Genomic DNA, 19979 nt, shown 5'->3' on the forward strand with positions numbered 1-19979 from the left:
ATTAAGCCCTTATAGGGCTCGTGCAAGCCACCCCTTTTAGGGGTGGTCTTGACTGTTCTATTTTACACATCCGGCGTTTTGCACACGTCGGATAAAATGACAAACATATTCGAGAAGCGGTCGCACAGGTATTCATTTGCTACATCGCTGATGGTAAGCTGTGTGGATTCGTCACATTTTAGCGGAAGCGTGAACATTACCTTGCTGCCGACACCCTCGCACGAATTTACGGAAATCGTGCCGCTGTGTTCCAACACGATCATTTTGCACAGCGTAAGCCCCAGCCCATCGCCGCAAATTCCGGTAGTGTGCGGGTCGTAACTGAAATAAGGGTCAAATACCCGCTGCAAAATCCGGTTGTTAATTCCAAGGCCGTTGTCGCTGACCGTTATGACAGCATGCCCGTTGTTGATGCTGAGTACAATTAGAATCTCACCGGTTCCACCAATAAACTTTGCAGCATTTGAGATGAGGTTGAGCACTGCGGTGGAGATTTTCTCCGAGTCGAACATGGTGATAATCGGCTCTCCGGGAACCGAGTAGCGAAAGCGAATGCCAATGCTTTCAATCATAACGGAAACGATTCGGCAAAGCTGTTCTAAAAACAGGCATAAATCCTGTTTCCGGGGGGAAAATACGGAGAGACCAAATTGAAACCGGTTTATCTCGGTAATGTTGGTACTGCTGCGTAGCAGCCGGTAGCATTGTGTCGTAATTTTGCTTACATATTCGCGAATATCCGGATCCTCAAGCTCATCATTGCAGCGAGTGATACCAGAAAGCGCGGAAAAAATGGTGGAAAGCGGATTGCGCGTTTGATGTGCAAAGGTTGCAAGAGTATGGTCAATGCCGTCCGCCTGCAAATGGTTATCGAAAAAAGTATCCTTAAATAATTTTATAATATAGCCGTCAGGGCATTCATCGTTTAGGGCAGGGGTAATCTGGCAATCGTAGCTGCCGCCTAGTAAACCCTGTGAGGCCAGCTGAATAGGCGGATTTTGAATGAGCTGATCTAAAATTACCGAAACATAATGATTCAAAATAAATTCATTGGAAACATCGTTGATTATTTCAGGGGTAAAAAGCGTTTCTGCCGCTGCATTTGCCCATTTAAAGGTAAGGTCTCTATCCAGCAAAATTACGGGGTACGACAAATTCTGGAAAATTTTAATATATGGAGTACCCCACCAGGCAACGCCTTTCTTCATAGCAGTATATCACCTTTCAACCTGATATCAAATAATAAAATAAATAGGCATATTTTATGTCAATTCTTATTCTATCTTTTCACATTATATAGAAATAAGGGGGTGAAGTAAACAATATTTATTAGAAAGCTGAGCAAATATTTACAGGTTTTGAAACAAGTATACAAAAAAACGAATTTGTAGTTAATAATATCACAAAGTGCTTGTCATTTTTGTCTGTTTGAGATAAAATATGAGTAGAATAAAAATTTAGGAGGTTTCACCCATGATTAAGGTTGGTATTAATGGTTTTGGTCGTATTGGTAGATTAGTTTTCCGTGCAGGTTTGGATAATCCTGAAATTGAATTTGTTGGAATCAACGATCCTTTCATGACACCTGACTACTGTGCATATATGCTCCGTTACGACACCGTGCACGGCCAGTACAAGGGCGACATCAAATACACCGATGATGCTATTGTTGTAAATGGCAAAGAGATCAAATTCTACGCAGAGAAAGACCCTGCAAACATTCCTTGGGGTACTTGCGGCGCTGAATATGTTGTAGAGTCCACCGGCGTTTTCACTACTATGGAGACAGCTCAGGCTCACATCAAAGCAGGTGCTAAAAAAGTTGTTATCTCTGCTCCCTCTAAAGATGCTCCTATGTTCGTTATGGGCGTTAACAACGACAAATACACCAAAGATATGGACATCGTATCCAACGCTTCCTGCACCACAAACTGCCTGGCACCTCTGGCAAAAGTTATCAATGACAAATTTGGCATTGTTGACGGCTTGATGACTACAGTTCACGCAACCACAGGCACACAGAAAACCGTTGACGGTCCTTCCAAAAAGGACTGGAGAGGCGGACGTGCTGCTTCCGGCAACATCATCCCTTCTTCCACCGGTGCTGCAAAAGCAGTTGGCAAGGTTATCCCCGAGCTTAACGGTAAACTGACAGGTATGTCTTTCCGCGTTCCTACTTTGGACGTATCGGTTGTTGACCTGACTGTAAACCTGGCAAAACCTGCTTCTTACGATGAGATTTGCGCCGCTGTCAAAGCTGCTTCTGAGAATGAGCTCAAAGGCATTTTGGGTTACACTGAGGATGATGTCGTTTCTTCCGACTTTATCCACGACGAGCGCACCTCCATCTTTGATGCTAAAGCTGGTATCGCACTGACCGACAAATTTGTTAAACTGGTTTCCTGGTACGACAATGAGTGGGGCTATTCCAACAAAGTCCTCATGCTCATCCAGCATATGGACAAAAACAAATAAGCTGAAAACAGCTTATTAAGGCACGGCAACGCGTCTTACTGTAACATGCTGCACCTCTTTTTGTATTACAAAAAGAGGTGCTTTTTTATTAGACAGATTTTATTTTTTACATTCCATATTGTTGCCATTATCGGACATAATCATAGTTAGGCTAAAATACGATGATGCAAAAACAAGAGGATTGGTGAATGTAAAAGGAGGGAAAAGGATGTTAGATGTATGCCTGCCGGGGACCGGTGGGGTGCTTCCTCTCGAGAATAGGTGGCTTACCTGCTGCTGGGTTGAGTACCAGGGCAAAGCGATTTTGATTGATTGCGGCGAAGGCACGCAAATTGCACTGAAAAAAGCCGGTTGCAAGCTAAGCCGTTTAGACGTACTGTTGATTACGCACTTTCATGCCGACCATATAGCCGGGCTGCCCGGTCTTTTGCTTACACTGGGCAACACTGGTAAAACAACACCCCTTATCATAGCCGGCCCTGTGGGTTTAGAGCGGGTAGTATCCGCCTTAACTGCAATCGTTCCCGTTCAGCCGTATCCAATCGATTTAGTAGAGTTAAAGGGGGATAGGGCAGAGAAGCTGAAAAAGAGCGAAATGGAAATTTCCTGCTTACCCCTGAGACATGGAATGCCCTGTTTGGGGTATCGCATTGCAATAAAGCGCAAACCGATTTTCAACCCCTTCAAAGCACAACAGCTTGAAATACCAAAGCCGCTTTATGAAACTCTTCATGCTGGTCAGGCAATTCAACTGGAGGATGGACGTGTGATTGAGCCGAACATGGTTTTGGACGGAGTGCGCGATCCCATTCAGGTGTGCTACTGCACCGATACCCAGCCGATAGATGAAATCTCCGATTTTGCTCGCGGTGCCGATTTGCTGATCTGCGAGGGGATGTACGGTGATGATACACTGCACAATAAAATGAAAGAAAAGGGGCACATGGTGTTTTCAGACAGTGCCCAAATTGCAAAAAAAGCAGGTGTAAAGCAGTTATGGCTTACACACTACAGCCCAGCTATGGCAAATCCCGAACAGTATCTCGACGAGGCTCGAAAAATCTTTCCCCAGACGGTTGCAGCACATGATGGAATTTGTACTACGCTTGGAAATTCCAAAGATTAAGCTTTACAGCCGCAGCAACCCAACTGCAACAAAGTAAATTTTATTGAAAGGTAATTGTCTTTTACGATATGGTTATAATAATCTGGTTTTATGAGCAACCTAAATAAGATGGAATGTAATGATAGATTTGCTACGTTACCAGAAAGGAAACCGCTATGAAAGAATGCCTATACATTATACTTAGCTCGTTGGGTTCAATTGTCGCACTTTTTCTGTTAACTAAACTGATGGGAAACCGCCAAATGTCTCAGCTTAGCATGTTTGATTATATCAATGGAATTACCATCGGCTCAATCGCTGCGGAGATGGCAACCGCACTGGAAGATGATTTTAAAAAGCCGCTCACAGCCATGGTGGTATACGCCTTGCTTTCGGTTGCTTTTTCAATTGCCACCAGCAAATCAATTAAGCTGCGCCGCTTTTTAACGGGCGAAACATTGATTTTATATGACGACGGTAAAATTTTTGAAAAAAATTTAAAAAAAGCAAAGCTGGATGTCAGTGAATTTTTGTCGCAGTGCAGAACCAATGGGTATTTTAATATTGCCAACATTCAAACAGCAATTTTGGAGCCAAACGGTAAAATAAGCTTTTTGCCTTTGTCCTCGCAGCGTCCGGTAACACCTTGCGATTTAAATTTATCCCCTGCTCAAGAAAAAGCGGTGGTTAATGTCATCATCGACGGAAAAATTCTGCCGGACAATCTTAAATTTACAGGCAACAATGAACAATGGCTGCAAAAACAGTTGCAGGCTCAAGAAGTCTCAAAAGTTGAGGATGTATTTCTCGCGACCTGTGACCGCGATAATAATTTGAGCGTCTACGTAAAAATAAAAAAGAAAATGACAAGAGATATGTTTGAGTAGACGAGACGGGCAGATACGAATGCAGCAGAAAATAAAAGAAAAGGGAAGCTGCAATACAGCTTCCCTTTCACATCAGCAAGTAAATTTTGTGCTATTTTTCGCAGTAAATACGAATGGCATCGCGCATAAATTTTGCCAGCCCAATGGCATGCCGGTCAATGTTTTGGGTGAAACGCTCGTCAGCAACGTACATCTCCCCCAAACCGGCTAGAATTTCTTTGGTGCAGTTGTAGTAATATTGGGTGATGTGGCTGTGCCAGTCGGCAACCAACTGCTGCACTTTGGGCTCGGACGGATCGTTATCCATATTTGCGGCAAAAGCGGCATAAATGTTGTTTGCCTCTTCAGTAATAGCAGCCCACTCTTTTTTGCCATATCCAGCTGTTTTTTGTTTACTTTCGGCAAAGGCATCGGTGTCGCCCCAGCGCGCTTCTGCCTCTTTTGCGTATTTTTCTTGAGCAGCTTCAATCTCGCTCTTATCAAATTCTTTAAAACTCATTGTTTTCTCTCCTTTCAACGTATCGTCTACCAGTGCAATCAAAGAACTCAGCCGGTTGCGTTTTAGAACCAGCAATTCTTTGTGATTCGCAAGTGCTCTGTTTTTATCAAAGGAGGGTGCATCCAAAATTCGTCCGATATCCTTCAGCGCAAAATCCAACTCGCGAAAATACAAAATCTGCTGCAGCCGTTCCAACGATGCATCATCGTAAAGGCGGTACCCGGCCTCGGTAACCTCGCTGGGGTGCAGCAGCCCTATTTCGTCGTAGTAATGCAGTGTGCGCACACTGATACCTGTTAGCTTTGCAACCTGATAAACAGTTTTATTCATGGATTATCACCTGCTTCCTTCCACTGTATTGTAAACTATAACGCTACGTGAGAGTCAAGTGCAATTAAAAAATTTTATAAAAAATTTGACAAGCCCTTGCAGTATATAAAAAGGGACGCAACCGCGTCCCTTTTCGCTATTTACAAAAATGAATAATATAGGATTCCAGAGCCTTTTGAATAACCTCAACGGCCTTTTCCACATGTTCGATCTCGTTCACTGCGGTCTCTTTGTTTTCGAGCGCCTTGTAGACCTGAAAGAAATGAATCATCTCGTCAAAGATGTGGGAGGGCAGGTCATTAATATCGCGGTAGTTGTTATAGGTGGGGTCCCCAAACGGAATGGCGACGATTTTTTCATCATTCCTGCCGTTGTCGATCATGGTGATAACACCGATGGGGTAGCAGCGTACCAGCGTCAATGGGTCCATAGGCTCGCTGCAGAGCACCAGAACGTCCAGCGGGTCGAGGTCATCACCGTAGGTACGGGGGATAAAGCCGTAGTTCGCAGGATAGTGGGTGGAGGTGTAAAGGACGCGGTCAAGAACAATCAGACCGGTTTCTTTGTCCAACTCGTACTTTTTCTTGCTGCCGGTAGGAATCTCGATGACTGCCATAAAATCCTTGGGGGAAATACGCTTGGGGTTGATGTCATGCCAGATGTTCATAATTGATACCACCGTTTCCTTATGCAGTTTACCTGCACAATGCTATTTTATGCCTGAAAAACTTTTTTTAAAAGTTCAAAAGCTTTTTCTTCGGTAAAAACACCGGGGGAGTGCAAAAAGTTTGCAGTGGGTGCGCTACGCTGTGCAACTTCACGCAGCTGCTCCTCGGTAAGGCTGGGCAGCTTTACATTCAGCAACTCGCCAATCAGTGTTGAAACCGTACTGTCGCCGTAACCCAGTGTGCTAAACAAAGCGGCGTATTTCTCACACAGGTGCTCCTTTGCCTCGTCGAGATATCCACGCAGAAAGATTGCGCATGCCTGCCCATGGGGAACCTGGTACTCTTCCGTGAGGAAGTAACCGAGTGGGTGGCAAAAGCCGGTACCGGTTGTATTGATGGTAACACCCGCATAAAGCGAGCCGTAAAGCAGCAGCTCACGCTCACGCATGGTAATCTCCGCACCGTCGGCTTTGCCTTTGATTGATTCCAGTGCCTTTACAATTACGGCGATGCCACGTGTTGCGAAAAGGTCAGAGATATCAGTGGCGGTAGAGGCAAAATAGCCCTCTATTGCATGGCAAAGTGCATCGAGCGCGGTGCTTACCGTAAAATCATACGAAAGTGAAGCCGTATAGTTAGGGTCAGAGAAAACATAGGATGCATAGGAAAGACCGTGCTTGTCTCGGAAAGACCGTTTGCGTCCCGTTTCATCGATGGTGAGTACCGAATATGGGGTCACCTCGCTGCCTGTACCGGCGGTTGTGCCAATGAGCACCATCGGCAGCGCATTTTTGGGCAGATCGCCGTAAATATCGGTGCCATGCAGATCGTTGCAGGCAAAAAATGCGATCGCTTTGGTTGCATCAAGCGGAGAACCGCCACCAATGCCGATGAGAAACTCCGCGCCAAACTCACGTGCAACCTGGCCTGCCGTTTCACAGGAGGAAAGCAGTGGATTTTGCCCAATGCCGTCGAACACCTGGTAAGCAATCCCCTGCTCGTCCAGAACCGCAGTGCAGTCATCCAGTGCACCGCATGCTTTGGCGCTGTTTTTGCCGGTTACAATCAGGCACTTTCTGCCAAGGGAAGAAAAAACTGCCCCGCCATTGCGAACACAACCTGTACCGCTGATGACATGAGTGGGTAGATAAAAGTCAAAATTCATCTGGTACCTCCAACTATTTAATATAAGTCTATTATAGACACTTGCTGCAAGCAAGGCAAGTAGAATTGCAAAAAAACACGCGCCAATCGTATTATAATGCAGTTATTATGATGTAGCAATTTATAAGGTGAATTGCGAATGAAAGCAAGCGGCAATAAGAAATTATTAGAATGATGCGAAAGCTAACAATCGAAACCACGCGGAGAATCACGATAGGCAAAGATGCAATAATGTGCATGGCGGCGAATGCGCTCACGTGCGGCACGGATATGCCGTGAAACGGTGGAGCAATCAAGAGCAAGCTCAGCGGCAATCTCATTCACCGAAAGTCCGCGGTAATAATGCAGGGTAAAGCACTGGTGCTGGCGGGCGGTGAGCTCGTGGCTTACCGCGTGCCGTGTTGCACGCAGCAATGCGGTGAGAAACTGGCGGTTGGTATTTTCGCTGTCCAGGCACTGCTGTGCCTGCAATGCAATGCTGTCGATGTCCTCTACGGTAAATACGCGTTTGGTTTTTGTTCTCAGCACAGCACTACCTCCTCTTCGCGCTGGCGGCGCACCAATTCAAGGCGAACCAGTGCAACATCGTACATCTCCTCCTGCAGCAAATACAGGCGGCGCTTTATTTGGTCCTGCTCAGGCAGCGGCAACAGCTTCATTTGTTGGCGAAGTGCGGTAACACGCTCGCGCAGCATGGCCTCGGTGAGGGTATATTCATCAATCATTGCGCTGTAATTCAAGTTGTCAGGCTCCTTTCACTAATCACACATTTTGTGTACAAAGTAAACATATGTTCTTATTAAATTTTTACAGCTGAAGTGGAAACAGCTGTATGATAGGGGCTTAATTTCAAGACTAGCAGAGAAAGTCCAATCTGTCAACTCAAAAATCACACGAATTGTGTAAAAAAACTACTTGCATTTTCTACACGATTCGTGTATTCTTATTGTAATAAAGGGGATGAGAGCATGTTGGCAGAACGACTGAAGGAACTGCGCAAAATAAAAGGGCTGACGCAGTCGCAGCTTGCACAGCAGCTTGGTGTGTCGGCAAGTGCGGTGGGTATGTACGAACAGGGGCGCAGAGAGCCCGACCATGAAACACTGGCAAAGCTATGCGGTTTTTTTCGCGTATCCAGCGATTTTCTGCTCAGTACAGGTGCGCCTGCACAGCAGAAGGATCTCAATGAAATTATTGAGAGCGTGCGTGAGGCCATTTTAGAGCAGGAGGGGCTGATGTTCAACGGCGTTATGGTCGACCCTGCAGACAGTGAAAAAATTATTGACGCCATTAAGCTGGGCATCAGCTTTGTGCTGGGGCAGAAGGGCGAGTAAGCATAACGGAGGAAAACGTGTGTCTGATATAAAAGGGATAGTCAAAAAGCTGCGCAGCGAATATGGCACAAACGACCCGTTTGCACTGTGCGAGGCATTGCGCATTGGGGTGCTGTATTGCGACCTGCCGCCCGACGTAAAAGGGTTTTATTTGTTAATCAACAACAATCAGGTCATCTTTCTGAACCAAGAGCTGGATGAAAACGAGGCACGGGTAGTTTGTGGGCATGAGCTGGGGCATGCACAGCTGCACCGCGAATACAACGGGGTGTTTTTGCGTACTCAAACGCTGCTGAACTGCCAGCGATATGAGAACGAGGCAGATACCTTCTGTGCCTATCTGCTGCTTGACGGCGAAGAGCTGAACGAAGGTGCGGAAGTGGTGACGATAGAAGATGTTGCGCGCCGCACAGGGCTGCCCGAGCGCTTGGTGCAGCTGTATTACACGGCGGGTGCCTAAAGATAGAGGAGGCTGCTGTATGGCAAAACGGGCATTGGTGCTGGCGGGGGGAGGCTCCCGCGGGTCGTATCAAATTGGTGTATGGCGCGCCCTGCGCGAGTTGGGCTGGAATTTTGAAATAGTGACAGGTACCTCGGTAGGTGCGCTTAACGGTGCACTGATGGTGCAGGACGATTACGATGTCGCAGTCGAAATGTGGCAGACCATATCCACCACCGATGTATTAAGCATGGACATCGACGATAAAATTGACAGCTTCAAGGATTTTAACAATAAGCTGGCAGTGTTTATACACGAGATGGCGAAAAACGGCGGCGCCGACCCGCGCCCACTGGAGGATATTTTGCGCCGCTGTGTGGATGAGGAACGTATCCGCCGCTCGCCGACCGAGTTTGAGATTGTCACGGTAGAGTACCCGAGCCTTGCGCCGCACATCATCAATAAAGAGAACATGCCCGAGGGTGAACTGGTGGATTACCTGATGGCGAGTGCCGCCTGTTTTCCCGCCATGAAGATGCGGCAGATCGGCGGGGCGCGCTATATCGATGGCGGCTACTACGATAATATGCCCATCAGCCTCGCCCTTGAGCGCGGTGCGGATGAAATTGTTGCGGTGGATTTAGAGGCGATTGGGCGGCAAAAGCGTGTTGACGCGCGCGGTGCTAAAATCCGTTACATCCGCAGCAAGTGGAATTTGGGCGTGTTTATTTTGTTTGATAAAGAGGCGGCAAGGCGAAATATTGAGCTGGGCTATCTCGATACGCTCAAAGAATTCGGCAGGCTGGAAGGTGCCGCCTACCCCTTTCACAAAGGCGAGACGGCGAAAAATGCCCGCAGGCTGGAAAAATACTTTGACCTTATCACCATCAAAACCAATCTGACAATTCAAAAATACAATAAGCTATCGATTGAGGCAAATGCAAATATCCGTCTTGCACGAGTGGTGGACAGCGGAACGCGTGTACGTATGACCAGCGACGCAGCGATTGCCGCGGCGGGTGAAACAGCGGCGCGGGTATTTGAGCTTTCACCGCTAGTCACCTATACCTTTGATGAGATGAATAAGCAGCTTAGCGATGCCATCCGCCAAATACACAACGAGGATATGGTGCAGCTGGGGCAAGCATTTGACGCGGCAAAAAAACCAAAGGAATTTCTGGGAGCGATCAGGCTGATTGACAAACGGCATGTGGCCGCATTTTGTCTGGGCGAAATTCGTAAAGCATATAAGCAGGAGAGCGACGGCACGCTGCTGAAGGTGCTTAGTACACTGGTAGCCGATGAGTTTATTACGGGGCTGTACCTGTTTGTACTTGAGCTGGCACAGTGGTAAGCATTTTACCGGTTGTGTGCATAATCTTTTTGCTGCCTGTCCATATTATCCATAAACAAAGTTTGGAGGGATACGATGGAATTCAAGGGAAGCAAAACCGAGGCAAATTTAATGGCGGCATTCGCGGGTGAATCGCAGGCACGCACCAAATACACCATTTACGCCGAACAGGCGCGCAAGGATGGCTATGAGCAGCTTGCAGAGATTTTTGAAGAAACCGCAAAGAACGAAAAAGCACATGCCGAGCAGTGGTTTAAGCACCTGCACGGCGGTATTGGCAACACACAGGCCAACCTGGAGGACGGTGCGGGCGGCGAGCATTACGAGTGGAGCGACATGTACCCGACGTTTGCCGCGGATGCAAGGGAGGAAGGGTTTACCGAAATTGCCATTCAGATGGAGCTGATTGCTAAAATTGAAAAAGAGCACGAGGAACGTTATCGCCAGCTGATTGAGAATTTGAAGAACGGTGCGGTGTTTAAAAAGGATGATAAGATCGTCTGGATTTGCCGTAACTGCGGGCACATCCATGTCGGTACAGCGGCACCGCAAATCTGCCCCGTATGCAAATACGAGCAGGGCTTCTTCCAAGAAAAAGCAGAGAACTACAAATAGAAGATAAAAAGCCTCCCCCAGAACCGGCTGTTGGTTTCGGGGGAGGTTTTTTATCGGGGTGCGAGCCATCGAATGCGGGCTCATGCGGCATGTTTAAAATCAGGGCCGCCTGTTTGCGGCAGGTAAAGCGGTGGGACAGGGTGTGGCTCCGGGGCGGTTTCTTGCATGCTTTGAGGCGCAGCACCCGTTTTGGGGTGAATCGCCTGAGATACGACGATAGAAAGGATCGCCACTCCAAAACAAAATCCGGCTAATATCCATTTTAAAATCTCTGCTGTCATCATAAAAATGTCCTCCTCAAATCACTGTAAACGTATGTTCTTGCTAAAAAATTAAAACTACTTTAGAAAAAAGTAAAGTTTCGCACCTAGAACGTTTGTTCTTTTGTTTATCATAGCATAAAATTCTTTGTTTGAAAAGAGCTGATTCAAAATATTTTTATAAAGTGATAGAAAACAGGAAAGATGTTGAACCGAGCAGAGAAACGTTGTACAATATGGCTAACGATCATTCTAACTAATTAGGGGGCTGGGCAATGGAGGAACAAAAAGGTTTGGTTCATATCTACTGCGGCGACGGAAAAGGCAAAACAACCGCGGCAATCGGGCTTGCGGTGCGTGCCGCAGGCAGCGGCATGAAGGTAGCGTTGGTACAGTTTTTAAAAGGGCAGCAGAGCAGCGAACTGAACTCTCTTAAGCTGCTGCCGAATATCACCGTGATTCGGGAACAGCTCAGCCCTAAGTTTACCTTTCAGATGGATCGCCGGGAGCTGGAACAAACCAAAGCTGCGCACAGCCGTTATTTAAAAACCGCGCTGGAGCTTGCAAAAAGCGGTGAGTGCGATCTGCTGGTTCTCGACGAGTTGCTGGGTGCGCTCAGCTGCAGCCTGATTGATGAGGAACTGCTGCTTGAACTGTTAGAGCAGAAGCCCCCGCAGCTCGAGCTGATTATGACAGGGCGCAACCCGCCCCAGTGGCTGCTCGATCGGGCAGACTATGTTTCGGAGGTACGTAAAGTAAAGCACCCCTACGACAACGGTGTTGCCGCGCGCACGGGCATTGAACGCTGACAATAGGATGGAGGAAGACGCATGAGAGAGATTAACTCACAGCAAATTACCGATGTGGTGAAACGGCTGTGCATGGAGGCAAACTGCTACCTGCCTGCCGATGTACAGCAGCGGATTGGTGAATGCCGTGCGTGCGAAGACTGGGAGCCGGCACAGGGCATTCTGGATAAGATGATAGAAAACTATAAGATTGCGGCTGAGGATGACGTACCCATCTGCCAGGACACAGGGGTGGCATGTGTATTTTTGGAGATAGGGCAGGAGGTACACATCTCCGGCGATGTACGCGAAGCGGTAAATGAGGGTGTGCGGCAGGGCTATGAGCAGGGTTTTCTGCGCAAGTCGGTGGTGCGTGACCCGATTGACCGCGTAAACACCCGCGACAATACCCCCGCAATGATCTACTACGACCTGACGGCGGGAGACCAAATCAAAATTACCGTTGCGCCCAAGGGGTTCGGCAGCGAAAATATGAGCCAAATCAAGATGCTTAAGCCCTCGGATGACTTGGACGGCGTCAAGGAATTTATTCTGAAAGTGGTGGAGGACGCAGGCCCCAACCCGTGCCCGCCCATCGTTGTTGGTGTAGGTATCGGCGGCACGTTCGACAAAGCTGCGCTGCTTGCCAAAACCGCTTTGCTGCGCCCGCTGACACAGCGCAGCAGCAATCCGTTCTATGCGCAGCTTGAGGCGGAAATGCTCGAGCAGATTAACCGTAAGGGCATTGGCCCGCAAGGCTTTGGCGGTAAAACCACTGCGCTTGCGGTAAACATTGAGACTATGCCTACCCACATTGCGGGCCTGCCGTGTGCGGTCAACATCAACTGCCATGTTACCCGCCACAAAACGGAGGTGATCTAGGCATGGAAAAATACATAAATACCCCCCTTACAAGGGATAAGCTCAAGGATCTTCACTGTGGAGACAGTGTATACATCACAGGGGTTATCTACACCGCACGAGATGCCGCCCACAAACGCCTTGTAGAACTTGCTGAGCAGGGCAAGCCGCTTCCGTTTACGATTGAGAATGCGATCATCTACTATGTGGGCCCCACCCCTGCGCGTGAGGGGCAGGTAATTGGTTCGGCCGGCCCCACCACAAGCTACCGCATGGATGCCTACGCTCCCATGCTGATTAGCCTCGGACAGACGGGTATGATCGGCAAGGGCAAACGCGGTGACGACGTAATTGAAGCAATGAAGCAAAACGGTGCGGTGTATTTCGGTGCCATTGGTGGGGCGGGTGCGCTGCTTGCAAAATGTGTAAAAAAAGCAGAGATCATCGCTTATGAAGATCTTGGCGCGGAGGCGATTCGCCGCCTTGAAGTGGAGAACCTGCCGGTCGTGGTGATCATCGACAGCGAAGGCAACAACCTTTATAAAAATGGGCGCGCGGCGTATCTCAGCCGCTAAAACGCATGATAATACGGAGGCAGAATGAAGAAAATTTTACTGATTACAACGGGCGGCACCATCGCCAGTGAACCCACCGAGGAGGGGCTTGCCCCGTCACTCAGCAGCGGCGAGCTGCTTCCGCTGCTCACGAGCATCACGGAGAATTATACGGTGGAAACCTACGATTTGTTTCATCTGGATAGCTCCAATATCCAGCCCGAGGAGTGGCAACAGATTGCAGGCTGTATTGCGCAGCGTTACCGTTTTTACGACGGAATTGTTCTGACACATGGCACCGACACGATGGCATATACCTCATCGGTGCTGTCGTTTATGTTGCGCAATATTCCCATTCCTGTGGTGCTTACCGGGTCGCAGCTGCCCATACGCCACCCACTTTCAGATGGATTTGAAAATCTTCGCGGCGCGTTTGCTATGGCGGCCTCGGGTGCGCCGGGTGTGTTTGTGGTGTTTGACCGCAAAGTAATTTTTGGTGCGCGTGCCGTAAAGGTGCGCACCACAGGCTTTGACGCGTTTGAAAGCGTCAACAGTGCATGTGCCGCGGTAATCAATTCTCAGGGCCTGCAGATGCTGTATACTCCCACCAAGCCACAGGGTGAATTTTGCCTTGAGGATAATTTGTGCAGCGATGTGTTTCTCATCAAGCTTACCCCTGGGCTGAACCCCGAAATATTTGATATGCTGCTGCAAATGAACTATAAGGGTATCGTCATAGAGGCATTTGGAGCGGGCGGGCTGCACTTTATCCGCCGCGATTTGATCGCAAAACTGCAAAAAATTGTGCAAAGTAATATTACGGTGGTGGTATGCAGCCAGTGCCTGTATGAGGGCAGCGATTTTTCGATCTATCAGGCGGGGCAGAAGGTGCTGGATCAGGGCGTGGTGCAAGGCTATGATATGACGACCGAAGCCGCTGTCACCAAGCTGATGTGGGCATTGGGCAAAAACAGCGACCCTGCCGAGGTGCGGCGTGTGTTTGCAACCAACTATGTTGGTGAAATTTCACTGCAATAGGCAAAGCAAGAGCAGCGGACGAAGAAAGCTTCGTCCGCTGCTTTATTGACAGAGGTTCGTGCCTGCAGCACAACTCCTTGAGCTGACAGCAGATCAAACAAAGAGCGGTGGTGAGCAACAGGTAAAAAAGGTACGCTCCAGCCCAATCAATACTGTCACCAAAATAGAAATGGAATTCAGGTTAATTGCCAATGCAGAAACTGCGGCGACAAGGTGCCTATTGCAGCACCGAGCAGGCAATAGCTGAATTTACACGTACATTTTAGCTCACAAGGAGACATGGGACGTGCAAACAGCAGGATTACAAATAACACCAAAAGGGTTATTACAGCAGCCCAAAAGGGAATGGGGAGGATATCCGTAATAAATGGAGTAGAGTTAAAGAAAAATAAAACTGCAACAGCAGCGCCTAGAAGCAAGCTTGCAACAACAGCAAGTATTCCGCATCCTTTATATTAAACAAATTATCTTATCTATCTTTCCTATTCATCGGGAGATCATCCCAATGACAATATATGCGGCAAAGGCAGGTTGTGAACCAAAAAGTATAGTACCTTATGCAGATACTTCTGCCGAATGATGGAGTCAACCCGATAGACAGGGTTAAGCATATTGGTACGGTTGAATAGATGCGGGCAGGGTAAATTGAAAAAAACCAGCATATACGACGCTACAATTCGGTAAAATGCTACTTGCTGCCGGGGGGCGTATCGTCCGACAGGGCATGAATTGCATTGAAAGAATCGGTTATAATATTTTTTATCATGGGGCCGTTGATAGGGTGTTCTATGTTTGTTTTGGAAAACCAAGCCGATACATAAGCACATGCAAATTCAACCGCCAGCTCCTTATCCGATTTCAGCATAAAATCACCTCCTTTAAATGTATTATGCCACGAACAGGCGGCAGAAAATATTTTAATAGCAATTTAGTGGCACAAATAAATACGGGTATATCAATAGGAATAGGCAGCAGTATGGTTAGTTTTTACACAGTGTTTTTTAAGGGGGCTACTGCTCTCTTATTTTACCATAGACTGTATTTTAGAAAATTACATAACAGGCTATACCTGCTGCACAGAACCAAGAAAGCAGATTTTTATACCCGCTTATTGCTTTTTATCGGCTTTTGTAGCAATTACTCACAAAAACATGCTCAAAAGTTCTAATCCCCATGAATTTACTTCTATGCTTTGTTTGCAGTATGATTAAAGTATATCATTTTTAAGTGAGGTGCAGATGCAGTGTATTGGTTAGTGAGCGAAAATTTGGCAGACGAAAACAGTAGTAATTATGTGAGTTATGGTATTGCAACAGATGGATATTATATCGGAGATATATCCACCCGCTGCGAGAATGTGGAACGGCTTTTGTATCTGTGCAATACTCATACGCTTAGCAAAATGCATTTCACCGATGTGGTTGAGGATTGGGTAGCGGGGCTTTAGGCTCCGCTATTTTTGTTTTAACTTGGTACAAGTGTCATACTAGCTTTTTAACGTTGCTTTTGCAGCAGAGCAAGAATGAAACAAAAAAACGGCTTGCAAGCACCAAGTGCCTACAAACCGCATGAATAAAACAAAAAAATAGTACCGCCCCCGCTATTGCAAGGACAGCACCCCTGGTGGACGATGAGGAACTCGAATCCCCGACCTTCCGCACGTCAAGCGGAAGCTCTACCAGCTGAGCTAATCGTCCCTATATTAAATTGTGCCGCGGACAAGCCTTACTTGAAGCGACTTATTGATTATACAATATGTTTACATGAAAAGCAAGTTTAAGACATAAAAATTTTTTAAAATGTTTACATGCGTTTCTTGTATCCAACCAGTACTACTAAAAACAACTTGAATAATAAAGCATTTTGCCCAAATGTGACGGCGAATAATCGAGATACAATGTTGTTTGGCACCACCTCTTATGATATAATAAAACAGATGTTCAGCCTTTGTGCTTTCTGCTGGCTTGTTGCCTGAAAGACGTTTAATGGAGAGAAGAAATGATTATCATAGGAATAGACCCGGGCTATGCAATTGTAGGCTACGGTGTTCTAGATTATACCGACAATCGGTTTACCACCCGCGCTTACGGAGCAATTACTACCCCGGCAGGAATGCTGTTTGAACGCCGTCTCGAAATTATCTATAACGATATGGTACGCATTATACAAAAATACAAGCCGGACGCAATGTCGATTGAAAAGCTATTCTTTACCAACAATAAAACCACCGGTATCGATGTGGCACAGGCGCGCGGCGTTATTTTGCTGGCGGCGCGGCAAAACAATGTGGCGATTTATGAATACACCCCCATGCAGGTAAAGCAGAGCGTGGTGGGTTATGGCAAAGCTATTAAAGCACAGGTGCAGGAGATGACCAAATCTATTTTAAAGCTGGAGTCTGTTCCAAAACCTGATGATACCGCAGATGCGCTGGCAATGGCAATCTGCCACGGACACTGTTCCGGCTCCTTGATGAGCCGGCTGAAATAAGGGAGGATAATCCTATGATTTACAGTTTGCGCGGTAAGCTTGTACATACCGCCCCCAACATTGCTGTGGTGGAGTGCGGCGGTGTGGGTTACGGCTGCAAAACAACCGCAACCACTTTGGCAAGCCTGCCAAAGCAAGGGGCAGAAGTGCTGCTCTATACCTATCTTCATATTACCGATAATGCGCTCGATCTGTTTGGCTTTGCCAGCAGCATGGAGCTTAATTTCTTTAAAATGGTGATTACAGTTTCGGGTGTGGGGCCGAAGGTTGCGCTGGCGCTTCTTTCTGACCTCACCCCCGAAAAGCTGGCGCTTTGCATTGCAGCGGGCGACTATAAAGCGCTTACCCGTGCGCCCGGTGTTGGCAATAAAATTGCACAGCGCATTGTACTGGAGCTCAAAGATAAGGTGTCGAGCGACGACCTTACCTTAGGGGTTGCCGAAAGCAGCGCAGCAGCAGATATTGGCACAGGCGGCCTAGCTGAGGCAATCGGTGCGCTGGTGGCACTTGGTTACTCGCGCAGCGACGCCGCGGTGGCAATTTCCAAGCTCGACAGCACCCTGTCGGTGGAGGAATTGATCAAGGGCGGGCTAAAAGCGCTGTCATCTTACAAATAGCGCGGCGGGCGGAGTATAACCTTATTGGTAACAAGGGAAGCATACGAGTGAAGGAGGACAACACAATGAAAAAAGCAATGGGATTATTGGTTTTGGTTCTGCTGCTTGGCACTGCAGGCTGCGGCATGGCTCAAAATCAGCCGCCTGCTGAAACATCGTCTGAGCTTTCTGCTTCCGATTCTGCAAGCAGCGCATCAAGCGAGCCCGAGCAGGCTCCGCCCGAGCCTTTCTATGGGCAGGGCGACTTTCCTCAAACAGCACTAGAAGCGGTCGAGCGCTTTATCACCGCGATGAAAGCAGGGGATACCGATGAAATGGAACTGCTTGCAAAGCGCTATGAATCGCCCCAAGGCCGCTGCGAATACTGGAAGGCGGTCAAGCTGAGTGATATTACAGATACCGCACTACAATCGGAGGGTATCAACGGTATCTTTGAGCTGACAATGAATGTTCAGGATACAGGAACAACCTTACTGAAAACCGGCAGCCACCGGTATATTATGCGGGTGGGCAGCAGCGGGTATGACCCTGTTCCCATGATTCTGTCGATTACCCCTGCCGAAAAATACATTGCCGACGAGCTGCTTTATGCCGACAAGGCGGCCGAACAGGTGATGCAGGCGCGGAACTTTGGTTTTATGAGTAAGCCCTTCAGTTCCCCCGATGAGCTGACCGACGATTTGGATGTGGAGTATCTGGTTGCATTAGGCAGCAGTGAGAACCCCGACGGAATGACTCAGGCACAGCTTGACCAAGCCGCGAGGAAGTATTACGGAGCTGAAAGTTTTGTCCGCACCGATTCTCGCTTTTTCGACCAACAACAGCAGCGCTACTTTATGTGGGGCAGAGGTGGAAATCACACCAACGACCGTGTGGTGCGCATCGATGAAACCGAGGAGAACAAAGTCCTCTACATCGAGCTTTATTCCGATCCTCTGCAGCTTGTATTAGAAGATACCCTTGAGTATACCTTAGCAAAAAACGATGACGGCACCTACCGTTATGTTACTATAAAGAGTGTTGCACCCATTGCATAGGTGCAAAGCACGACAGAACGCGCTGTACAACTGACAGAATTCCAAACCAAAAAACAGGAGGAGCTTATGTTAGAAAACGGCAAAGAGGCTTGCAACTGCAAGATTAAGAGCTGTCCGCGCTTTGGCAAATGTGCCGAGTGCCTCGAGCACCACAGGCTGCACAAAAAACACCCGCCCTACTGCAAACGGGCGGGGCGGGTAAAGCCCGCGGCCAAGCCGGGCAGGTCTGGGTGTACGTCTGGTGATGGAGTACCAACCCCTAAACCAACAAAAGAAAAGGCGAAGCCGGCTGCCAAGCCGTGCGAAGAAAACAGCATAGAATAATAGAAACGGCGGAGCGGCACGAAAGCGGCTCTGAGCCGCAGGAGGAACCATGGATAGCTACGAGATGGATTTTGAAAACCGAATCATCACACCGGAATACGCGGGGGAAGATTTTGACGCGGAGAATTCGCTGCGCCCAAAAACTCTTTCCGAGTATATTGGGCAGGAGAAGGCCAAGCAGAACCTCTCGGTGTACATCGAGGCGGCGAAGGGGCGAAACGAGTCGCTTGACCACGTTTTGCTCTATGGTCCTCCGGGGCTTGGAAAAACCACGCTCGCGGGCATTATCGCCAACGAGATGAATGTGAATATTCGCATTACTTCTGGGCCTGCAATCGAAAAACCGGGCGATCTTGCAGCGCTTCTCACCAATTTGAGCGAAAATGATATACTGTTTATAGATGAGATACACCGTCTGTCGCGAGCGGTGGAGGAAGTTCTTTACCCCGCGATGGAGGATAACGCGCTCGATATCATCATCGGCAAAGGGCCGAGTGCGCGCAGCATCCGTATTGACCTGCCGCATTTTACGCTCGTTGGTGCTACCACGCGTGCGGGGCAGCTAACAGGCCCGCTGCGCGACCGCTTCGGTGTCATCCTGCGCCTTGAGATGTACACACCGGAGCAGCTGGGGTGCATTGTAAAGCGCAGTGCGGGCATTCTAGGAATAGATTGCGACGAGGACGGTGCACGCGAGCTTGCCAAGCGCAGCCGCGGTACGCCGCGTATTGCAAACCGTTTGCTCAAGCGCGTGCGCGATTTTGCACAGGTGCTGGGCGACGGGGCCATCCATGCGCAGATTGCCGCCGAGGCACTGGGCAGGCTTGAAATCGACGAACTGGGGCTCGACAACATCGACCGTATCATTCTTGAAACAATGATTAAAAACTATGCAGGAGGCCCCGTTGGGCTGGATACTCTGGCCGCTGCGATTGGCGAGGAAAGCATAACCATAGAGGATGTATATGAGCCGTACTTAATGCAGCTTGGTTTTCTCACCCGCACACCGCGCGGGCGCTGCGTCACATTGCCGGGCTACCAGCATATGAACCAAAGCCCGAACAAACCGGCTGAGTTTGAACAGCTGGGAATCGAAGAGATATAAGATACTGTTACAATGAATAATCTGCCGGTATCCGG

Annotated in this window: 26 protein-coding genes and 1 tRNA gene; 18 read left to right on the forward strand and 9 right to left on the reverse strand. The window is 48.3% G+C overall.

The annotated features are described in order from the left end of the window. Positions 1–62: 62 nt before the first annotated feature. Positions 63–1208 (reverse strand): HAMP domain-containing sensor histidine kinase, encoded by a 1146-nt coding sequence (locus tag RTV33_RS12435; RefSeq protein ID WP_312644708.1) that lies wholly within the window; start codon positions 1206–1208, stop codon positions 63–65. A 265-nt stretch (positions 1209–1473) separates the two neighbouring features. Here RTV33_RS12435 and gap point away from each other — a divergent pair, with 265 nt between their 5' ends. The 3 genes from gap to RTV33_RS12450 all read left to right on the forward strand — a co-directional run bounded on the left by gap (position 1474) and on the right by RTV33_RS12450 (position 4467). Continuing rightward, the gene (gene gap / locus RTV33_RS12440; RefSeq protein WP_312644710.1) at positions 1474–2475 is read left to right on the forward strand and encodes a type I glyceraldehyde-3-phosphate dehydrogenase; all 1002 of its coding nucleotides are present in this window, start codon (positions 1474–1476) and stop codon (positions 2473–2475) included. Positions 2476–2683: 208 nt separating this feature from the next. Then, on the forward strand, positions 2684–3601 hold the full coding sequence (locus RTV33_RS12445) for a ribonuclease Z (RefSeq protein ID WP_312644712.1): 918 nt from the start codon (positions 2684–2686) through the stop codon (positions 3599–3601). A gap of 242 nt (positions 3602–3843) precedes the next feature. After that, positions 3844–4467 (forward strand): DUF421 domain-containing protein, encoded by a 624-nt coding sequence (locus RTV33_RS12450; RefSeq protein ID WP_312644714.1) that lies wholly within the window; start codon positions 3844–3846, stop codon positions 4465–4467. A gap of 91 nt (positions 4468–4558) precedes the next feature. Here the strand turns inward: RTV33_RS12450 and RTV33_RS12455 are convergent, their stop codons facing one another. The 5 genes from RTV33_RS12455 to RTV33_RS12475 all read right to left on the reverse strand — a co-directional run bounded on the left by RTV33_RS12455 (position 4559) and on the right by RTV33_RS12475 (position 7868). Further along, positions 4559–5296, reverse strand: a complete 738-nt coding sequence (locus RTV33_RS12455) for a MerR family transcriptional regulator (protein WP_312644716.1) — start codon at positions 5294–5296, stop codon at positions 4559–4561. Positions 5297–5432: 136 nt separating this feature from the next. Then, complete coding sequence (locus RTV33_RS12460) at positions 5433–5963, reverse strand: inorganic diphosphatase (protein ID WP_312644719.1); 531 nt, start codon at positions 5961–5963, stop codon at positions 5433–5435. A 47-nt stretch (positions 5964–6010) separates the two neighbouring features. Then, entirely contained in the window at positions 6011–7129 is a 1119-nt protein-coding gene (locus tag RTV33_RS12465; protein WP_312644721.1) for an iron-containing alcohol dehydrogenase family protein, read from the reverse strand. Positions 7130–7311: 182 nt separating this feature from the next. After that, positions 7312–7656 carry a sigma factor-like helix-turn-helix DNA-binding protein gene (locus RTV33_RS12470; RefSeq protein WP_312644722.1) on the reverse strand — a complete coding sequence of 115 codons (345 nt, stop codon included), beginning with the start codon at positions 7654–7656 and terminating at the stop codon, positions 7312–7314. Continuing rightward, a complete protein-coding gene (locus RTV33_RS12475; RefSeq protein ID WP_312644724.1) occupies positions 7650–7868 on the reverse strand; it encodes a hypothetical protein in 219 nt (72 codons plus the stop codon). Before RTV33_RS12475 ends, RTV33_RS12470 begins: the two co-directional genes overlap by 7 nt. Before the next feature lie 228 nt (positions 7869–8096). On the opposite strand from RTV33_RS12475, the gene RTV33_RS12480 reads away from it, so the two are divergent. The 4 genes from RTV33_RS12480 to rbr all read left to right on the forward strand — a co-directional run bounded on the left by RTV33_RS12480 (position 8097) and on the right by rbr (position 10870). Beyond that, positions 8097–8462, forward strand: a complete 366-nt coding sequence (locus RTV33_RS12480; RefSeq protein WP_312644726.1) for a helix-turn-helix transcriptional regulator — start codon at positions 8097–8099, stop codon at positions 8460–8462. 19 nt (positions 8463–8481) lie between these two features. Then, on the forward strand, positions 8482–8922 hold the full coding sequence (locus RTV33_RS12485) for an ImmA/IrrE family metallo-endopeptidase (protein WP_312644728.1): 441 nt from the start codon (positions 8482–8484) through the stop codon (positions 8920–8922). 19 nt (positions 8923–8941) lie between these two features. Then, a complete protein-coding gene (locus RTV33_RS12490) occupies positions 8942–10255 on the forward strand; it encodes a patatin-like phospholipase family protein (protein ID WP_312644730.1) in 1314 nt (437 codons plus the stop codon). Between the two features lie 75 nt (positions 10256–10330). Beyond that, positions 10331–10870, forward strand: a complete 540-nt coding sequence (gene rbr / locus RTV33_RS12495) for a rubrerythrin (protein WP_312644732.1) — start codon at positions 10331–10333, stop codon at positions 10868–10870. Positions 10871–10950: 80 nt separating this feature from the next. Here the strand turns inward: rbr and RTV33_RS12500 are convergent, their stop codons facing one another. After that, on the reverse strand, positions 10951–11154 hold the full coding sequence (locus RTV33_RS12500) for a hypothetical protein (RefSeq protein ID WP_312644734.1): 204 nt from the start codon (positions 11152–11154) through the stop codon (positions 10951–10953). 251 nt (positions 11155–11405) lie between these two features. Between RTV33_RS12500 and RTV33_RS12505 the strand changes: the two genes are divergently transcribed. The 5 genes from RTV33_RS12505 (at position 11406) to RTV33_RS12525 (ending at position 14830) form a co-directional block, all read left to right on the forward strand. Then, positions 11406–11939, forward strand: coding sequence for a cob(I)yrinic acid a,c-diamide adenosyltransferase (locus RTV33_RS12505; RefSeq protein WP_312644735.1), 534 nt, complete (start codon positions 11406–11408; stop codon positions 11937–11939). A gap of 21 nt (positions 11940–11960) precedes the next feature. Next, positions 11961–12800, forward strand: coding sequence for a fumarate hydratase (locus RTV33_RS12510; RefSeq protein ID WP_312644737.1), 840 nt, complete (start codon positions 11961–11963; stop codon positions 12798–12800). A 2-nt stretch (positions 12801–12802) separates the two neighbouring features. Then, positions 12803–13354: a Fe-S-containing hydro-lyase gene (locus RTV33_RS12515; protein WP_312644739.1), complete on the forward strand. Its 552-nt coding sequence runs from the start codon at positions 12803–12805 to the stop codon at positions 13352–13354. A 24-nt stretch (positions 13355–13378) separates the two neighbouring features. Next, positions 13379–14371, forward strand: coding sequence for an asparaginase (locus RTV33_RS12520; protein ID WP_312644741.1), 993 nt, complete (start codon positions 13379–13381; stop codon positions 14369–14371). A 279-nt stretch (positions 14372–14650) separates the two neighbouring features. Continuing rightward, the gene (locus tag RTV33_RS12525) at positions 14651–14830 is read left to right on the forward strand and encodes a hypothetical protein (protein WP_312644743.1); all 180 of its coding nucleotides are present in this window, start codon (positions 14651–14653) and stop codon (positions 14828–14830) included. A gap of 229 nt (positions 14831–15059) precedes the next feature. Here RTV33_RS12525 and RTV33_RS12530 read toward each other — a convergent pair whose 3' ends face one another. Continuing rightward, positions 15060–15236, reverse strand: coding sequence for a hypothetical protein (locus tag RTV33_RS12530; protein WP_312644745.1), 177 nt, complete (start codon positions 15234–15236; stop codon positions 15060–15062). 378 nt (positions 15237–15614) lie between these two features. On the opposite strand from RTV33_RS12530, the gene RTV33_RS12535 reads away from it, so the two are divergent. Then, positions 15615–15818, forward strand: coding sequence for a DUF6514 family protein (locus RTV33_RS12535; protein WP_312644746.1), 204 nt, complete (start codon positions 15615–15617; stop codon positions 15816–15818). A gap of 174 nt (positions 15819–15992) precedes the next feature. Here the strand turns inward: RTV33_RS12535 and RTV33_RS12540 are convergent. Beyond that, positions 15993–16068 (reverse strand) — tRNA-Val (locus RTV33_RS12540). A 301-nt stretch (positions 16069–16369) separates the two neighbouring features. Here RTV33_RS12540 and ruvC point away from each other — a divergent pair. The 5 genes from ruvC to ruvB all read left to right on the forward strand — a co-directional run bounded on the left by ruvC (position 16370) and on the right by ruvB (position 19944). Continuing rightward, positions 16370–16861: a crossover junction endodeoxyribonuclease RuvC gene (gene ruvC / locus RTV33_RS12545; protein WP_312644748.1), complete on the forward strand. Its 492-nt coding sequence runs from the start codon at positions 16370–16372 to the stop codon at positions 16859–16861. Between the two features lie 14 nt (positions 16862–16875). Beyond that, positions 16876–17478, forward strand: coding sequence for a Holliday junction branch migration protein RuvA (gene ruvA / locus RTV33_RS12550; RefSeq protein WP_312644750.1), 603 nt, complete (start codon positions 16876–16878; stop codon positions 17476–17478). 65 nt (positions 17479–17543) lie between these two features. Further along, positions 17544–18515 carry a hypothetical protein gene (locus RTV33_RS12555; RefSeq protein WP_312644752.1) on the forward strand — a complete coding sequence of 324 codons (972 nt, stop codon included), beginning with the start codon at positions 17544–17546 and terminating at the stop codon, positions 18513–18515. A gap of 66 nt (positions 18516–18581) precedes the next feature. Beyond that, positions 18582–18839 (forward strand): hypothetical protein, encoded by a 258-nt coding sequence (locus tag RTV33_RS12560; RefSeq protein WP_312644754.1) that lies wholly within the window; start codon positions 18582–18584, stop codon positions 18837–18839. Between the two features lie 49 nt (positions 18840–18888). After that, positions 18889–19944, forward strand: coding sequence for a Holliday junction branch migration DNA helicase RuvB (gene ruvB / locus RTV33_RS12565; protein WP_312644756.1), 1056 nt, complete (start codon positions 18889–18891; stop codon positions 19942–19944). Positions 19945–19979: the final 35 nt, after the last annotated feature.

The organism is Hydrogenoanaerobacterium sp., assembly GCF_032017025.1.
Taxonomy (GTDB): domain Bacteria; phylum Bacillota; class Clostridia; order Oscillospirales; family Ruminococcaceae; genus Hydrogenoanaerobacterium.

Bases quoted from the DNA above. Each gene is read 5' to 3' on its own strand.
- RTV33_RS12455 (WP_312644716.1), bottom strand. From the start codon at position 5,296: ATGAATAAAACTGTTTATCAGGTTGCAAAGCTAACAGGTATCAGTGTG.
- RTV33_RS12530 (WP_312644745.1), bottom strand. From the start codon at position 15,236: ATGCTGAAATCGGATAAGGAGCTGGCGGTTGAATTTGCATGTGCTTAT.
- RTV33_RS12520 (WP_312644741.1), top strand. From the start codon at position 13,379: ATGAAGAAAATTTTACTGATTACAACGGGCGGCACCATCGCCAGTGAA.
- gap (WP_312644710.1), top strand. From the start codon at position 1,474: ATGATTAAGGTTGGTATTAATGGTTTTGGTCGTATTGGTAGATTAGTT.
- rbr (WP_312644732.1), top strand. From the start codon at position 10,331: ATGGAATTCAAGGGAAGCAAAACCGAGGCAAATTTAATGGCGGCATTC.
- ruvC (WP_312644748.1), top strand. From the start codon at position 16,370: ATGATTATCATAGGAATAGACCCGGGCTATGCAATTGTAGGCTACGGT.
- RTV33_RS12465 (WP_312644721.1), bottom strand. From the start codon at position 7,129: ATGAATTTTGACTTTTATCTACCCACTCATGTCATCAGCGGTACAGGT.
- RTV33_RS12500 (WP_312644734.1), bottom strand. From the start codon at position 11,154: ATGATGACAGCAGAGATTTTAAAATGGATATTAGCCGGATTTTGTTTT.
- RTV33_RS12435 (WP_312644708.1), bottom strand. From the start codon at position 1,208: ATGAAGAAAGGCGTTGCCTGGTGGGGTACTCCATATATTAAAATTTTC.
- RTV33_RS12555 (WP_312644752.1), top strand. From the start codon at position 17,544: ATGAAAAAAGCAATGGGATTATTGGTTTTGGTTCTGCTGCTTGGCACT.
- RTV33_RS12450 (WP_312644714.1), top strand. From the start codon at position 3,844: ATGTCTCAGCTTAGCATGTTTGATTATATCAATGGAATTACCATCGGC.
- RTV33_RS12525 (WP_312644743.1), top strand. From the start codon at position 14,651: ATGGGACGTGCAAACAGCAGGATTACAAATAACACCAAAAGGGTTATT.
- RTV33_RS12505 (WP_312644735.1), top strand. From the start codon at position 11,406: ATGGAGGAACAAAAAGGTTTGGTTCATATCTACTGCGGCGACGGAAAA.
- RTV33_RS12460 (WP_312644719.1), bottom strand. From the start codon at position 5,963: ATGAACATCTGGCATGACATCAACCCCAAGCGTATTTCCCCCAAGGAT.
- RTV33_RS12560 (WP_312644754.1), top strand. From the start codon at position 18,582: ATGTTAGAAAACGGCAAAGAGGCTTGCAACTGCAAGATTAAGAGCTGT.
- RTV33_RS12515 (WP_312644739.1), top strand. From the start codon at position 12,803: ATGGAAAAATACATAAATACCCCCCTTACAAGGGATAAGCTCAAGGAT.
- RTV33_RS12445 (WP_312644712.1), top strand. From the start codon at position 2,684: ATGTTAGATGTATGCCTGCCGGGGACCGGTGGGGTGCTTCCTCTCGAG.
- RTV33_RS12490 (WP_312644730.1), top strand. From the start codon at position 8,942: ATGGCAAAACGGGCATTGGTGCTGGCGGGGGGAGGCTCCCGCGGGTCG.
- RTV33_RS12480 (WP_312644726.1), top strand. From the start codon at position 8,097: ATGTTGGCAGAACGACTGAAGGAACTGCGCAAAATAAAAGGGCTGACG.
- RTV33_RS12510 (WP_312644737.1), top strand. From the start codon at position 11,961: ATGAGAGAGATTAACTCACAGCAAATTACCGATGTGGTGAAACGGCTG.
- ruvA (WP_312644750.1), top strand. From the start codon at position 16,876: ATGATTTACAGTTTGCGCGGTAAGCTTGTACATACCGCCCCCAACATT.
- ruvB (WP_312644756.1), top strand. From the start codon at position 18,889: ATGGATAGCTACGAGATGGATTTTGAAAACCGAATCATCACACCGGAA.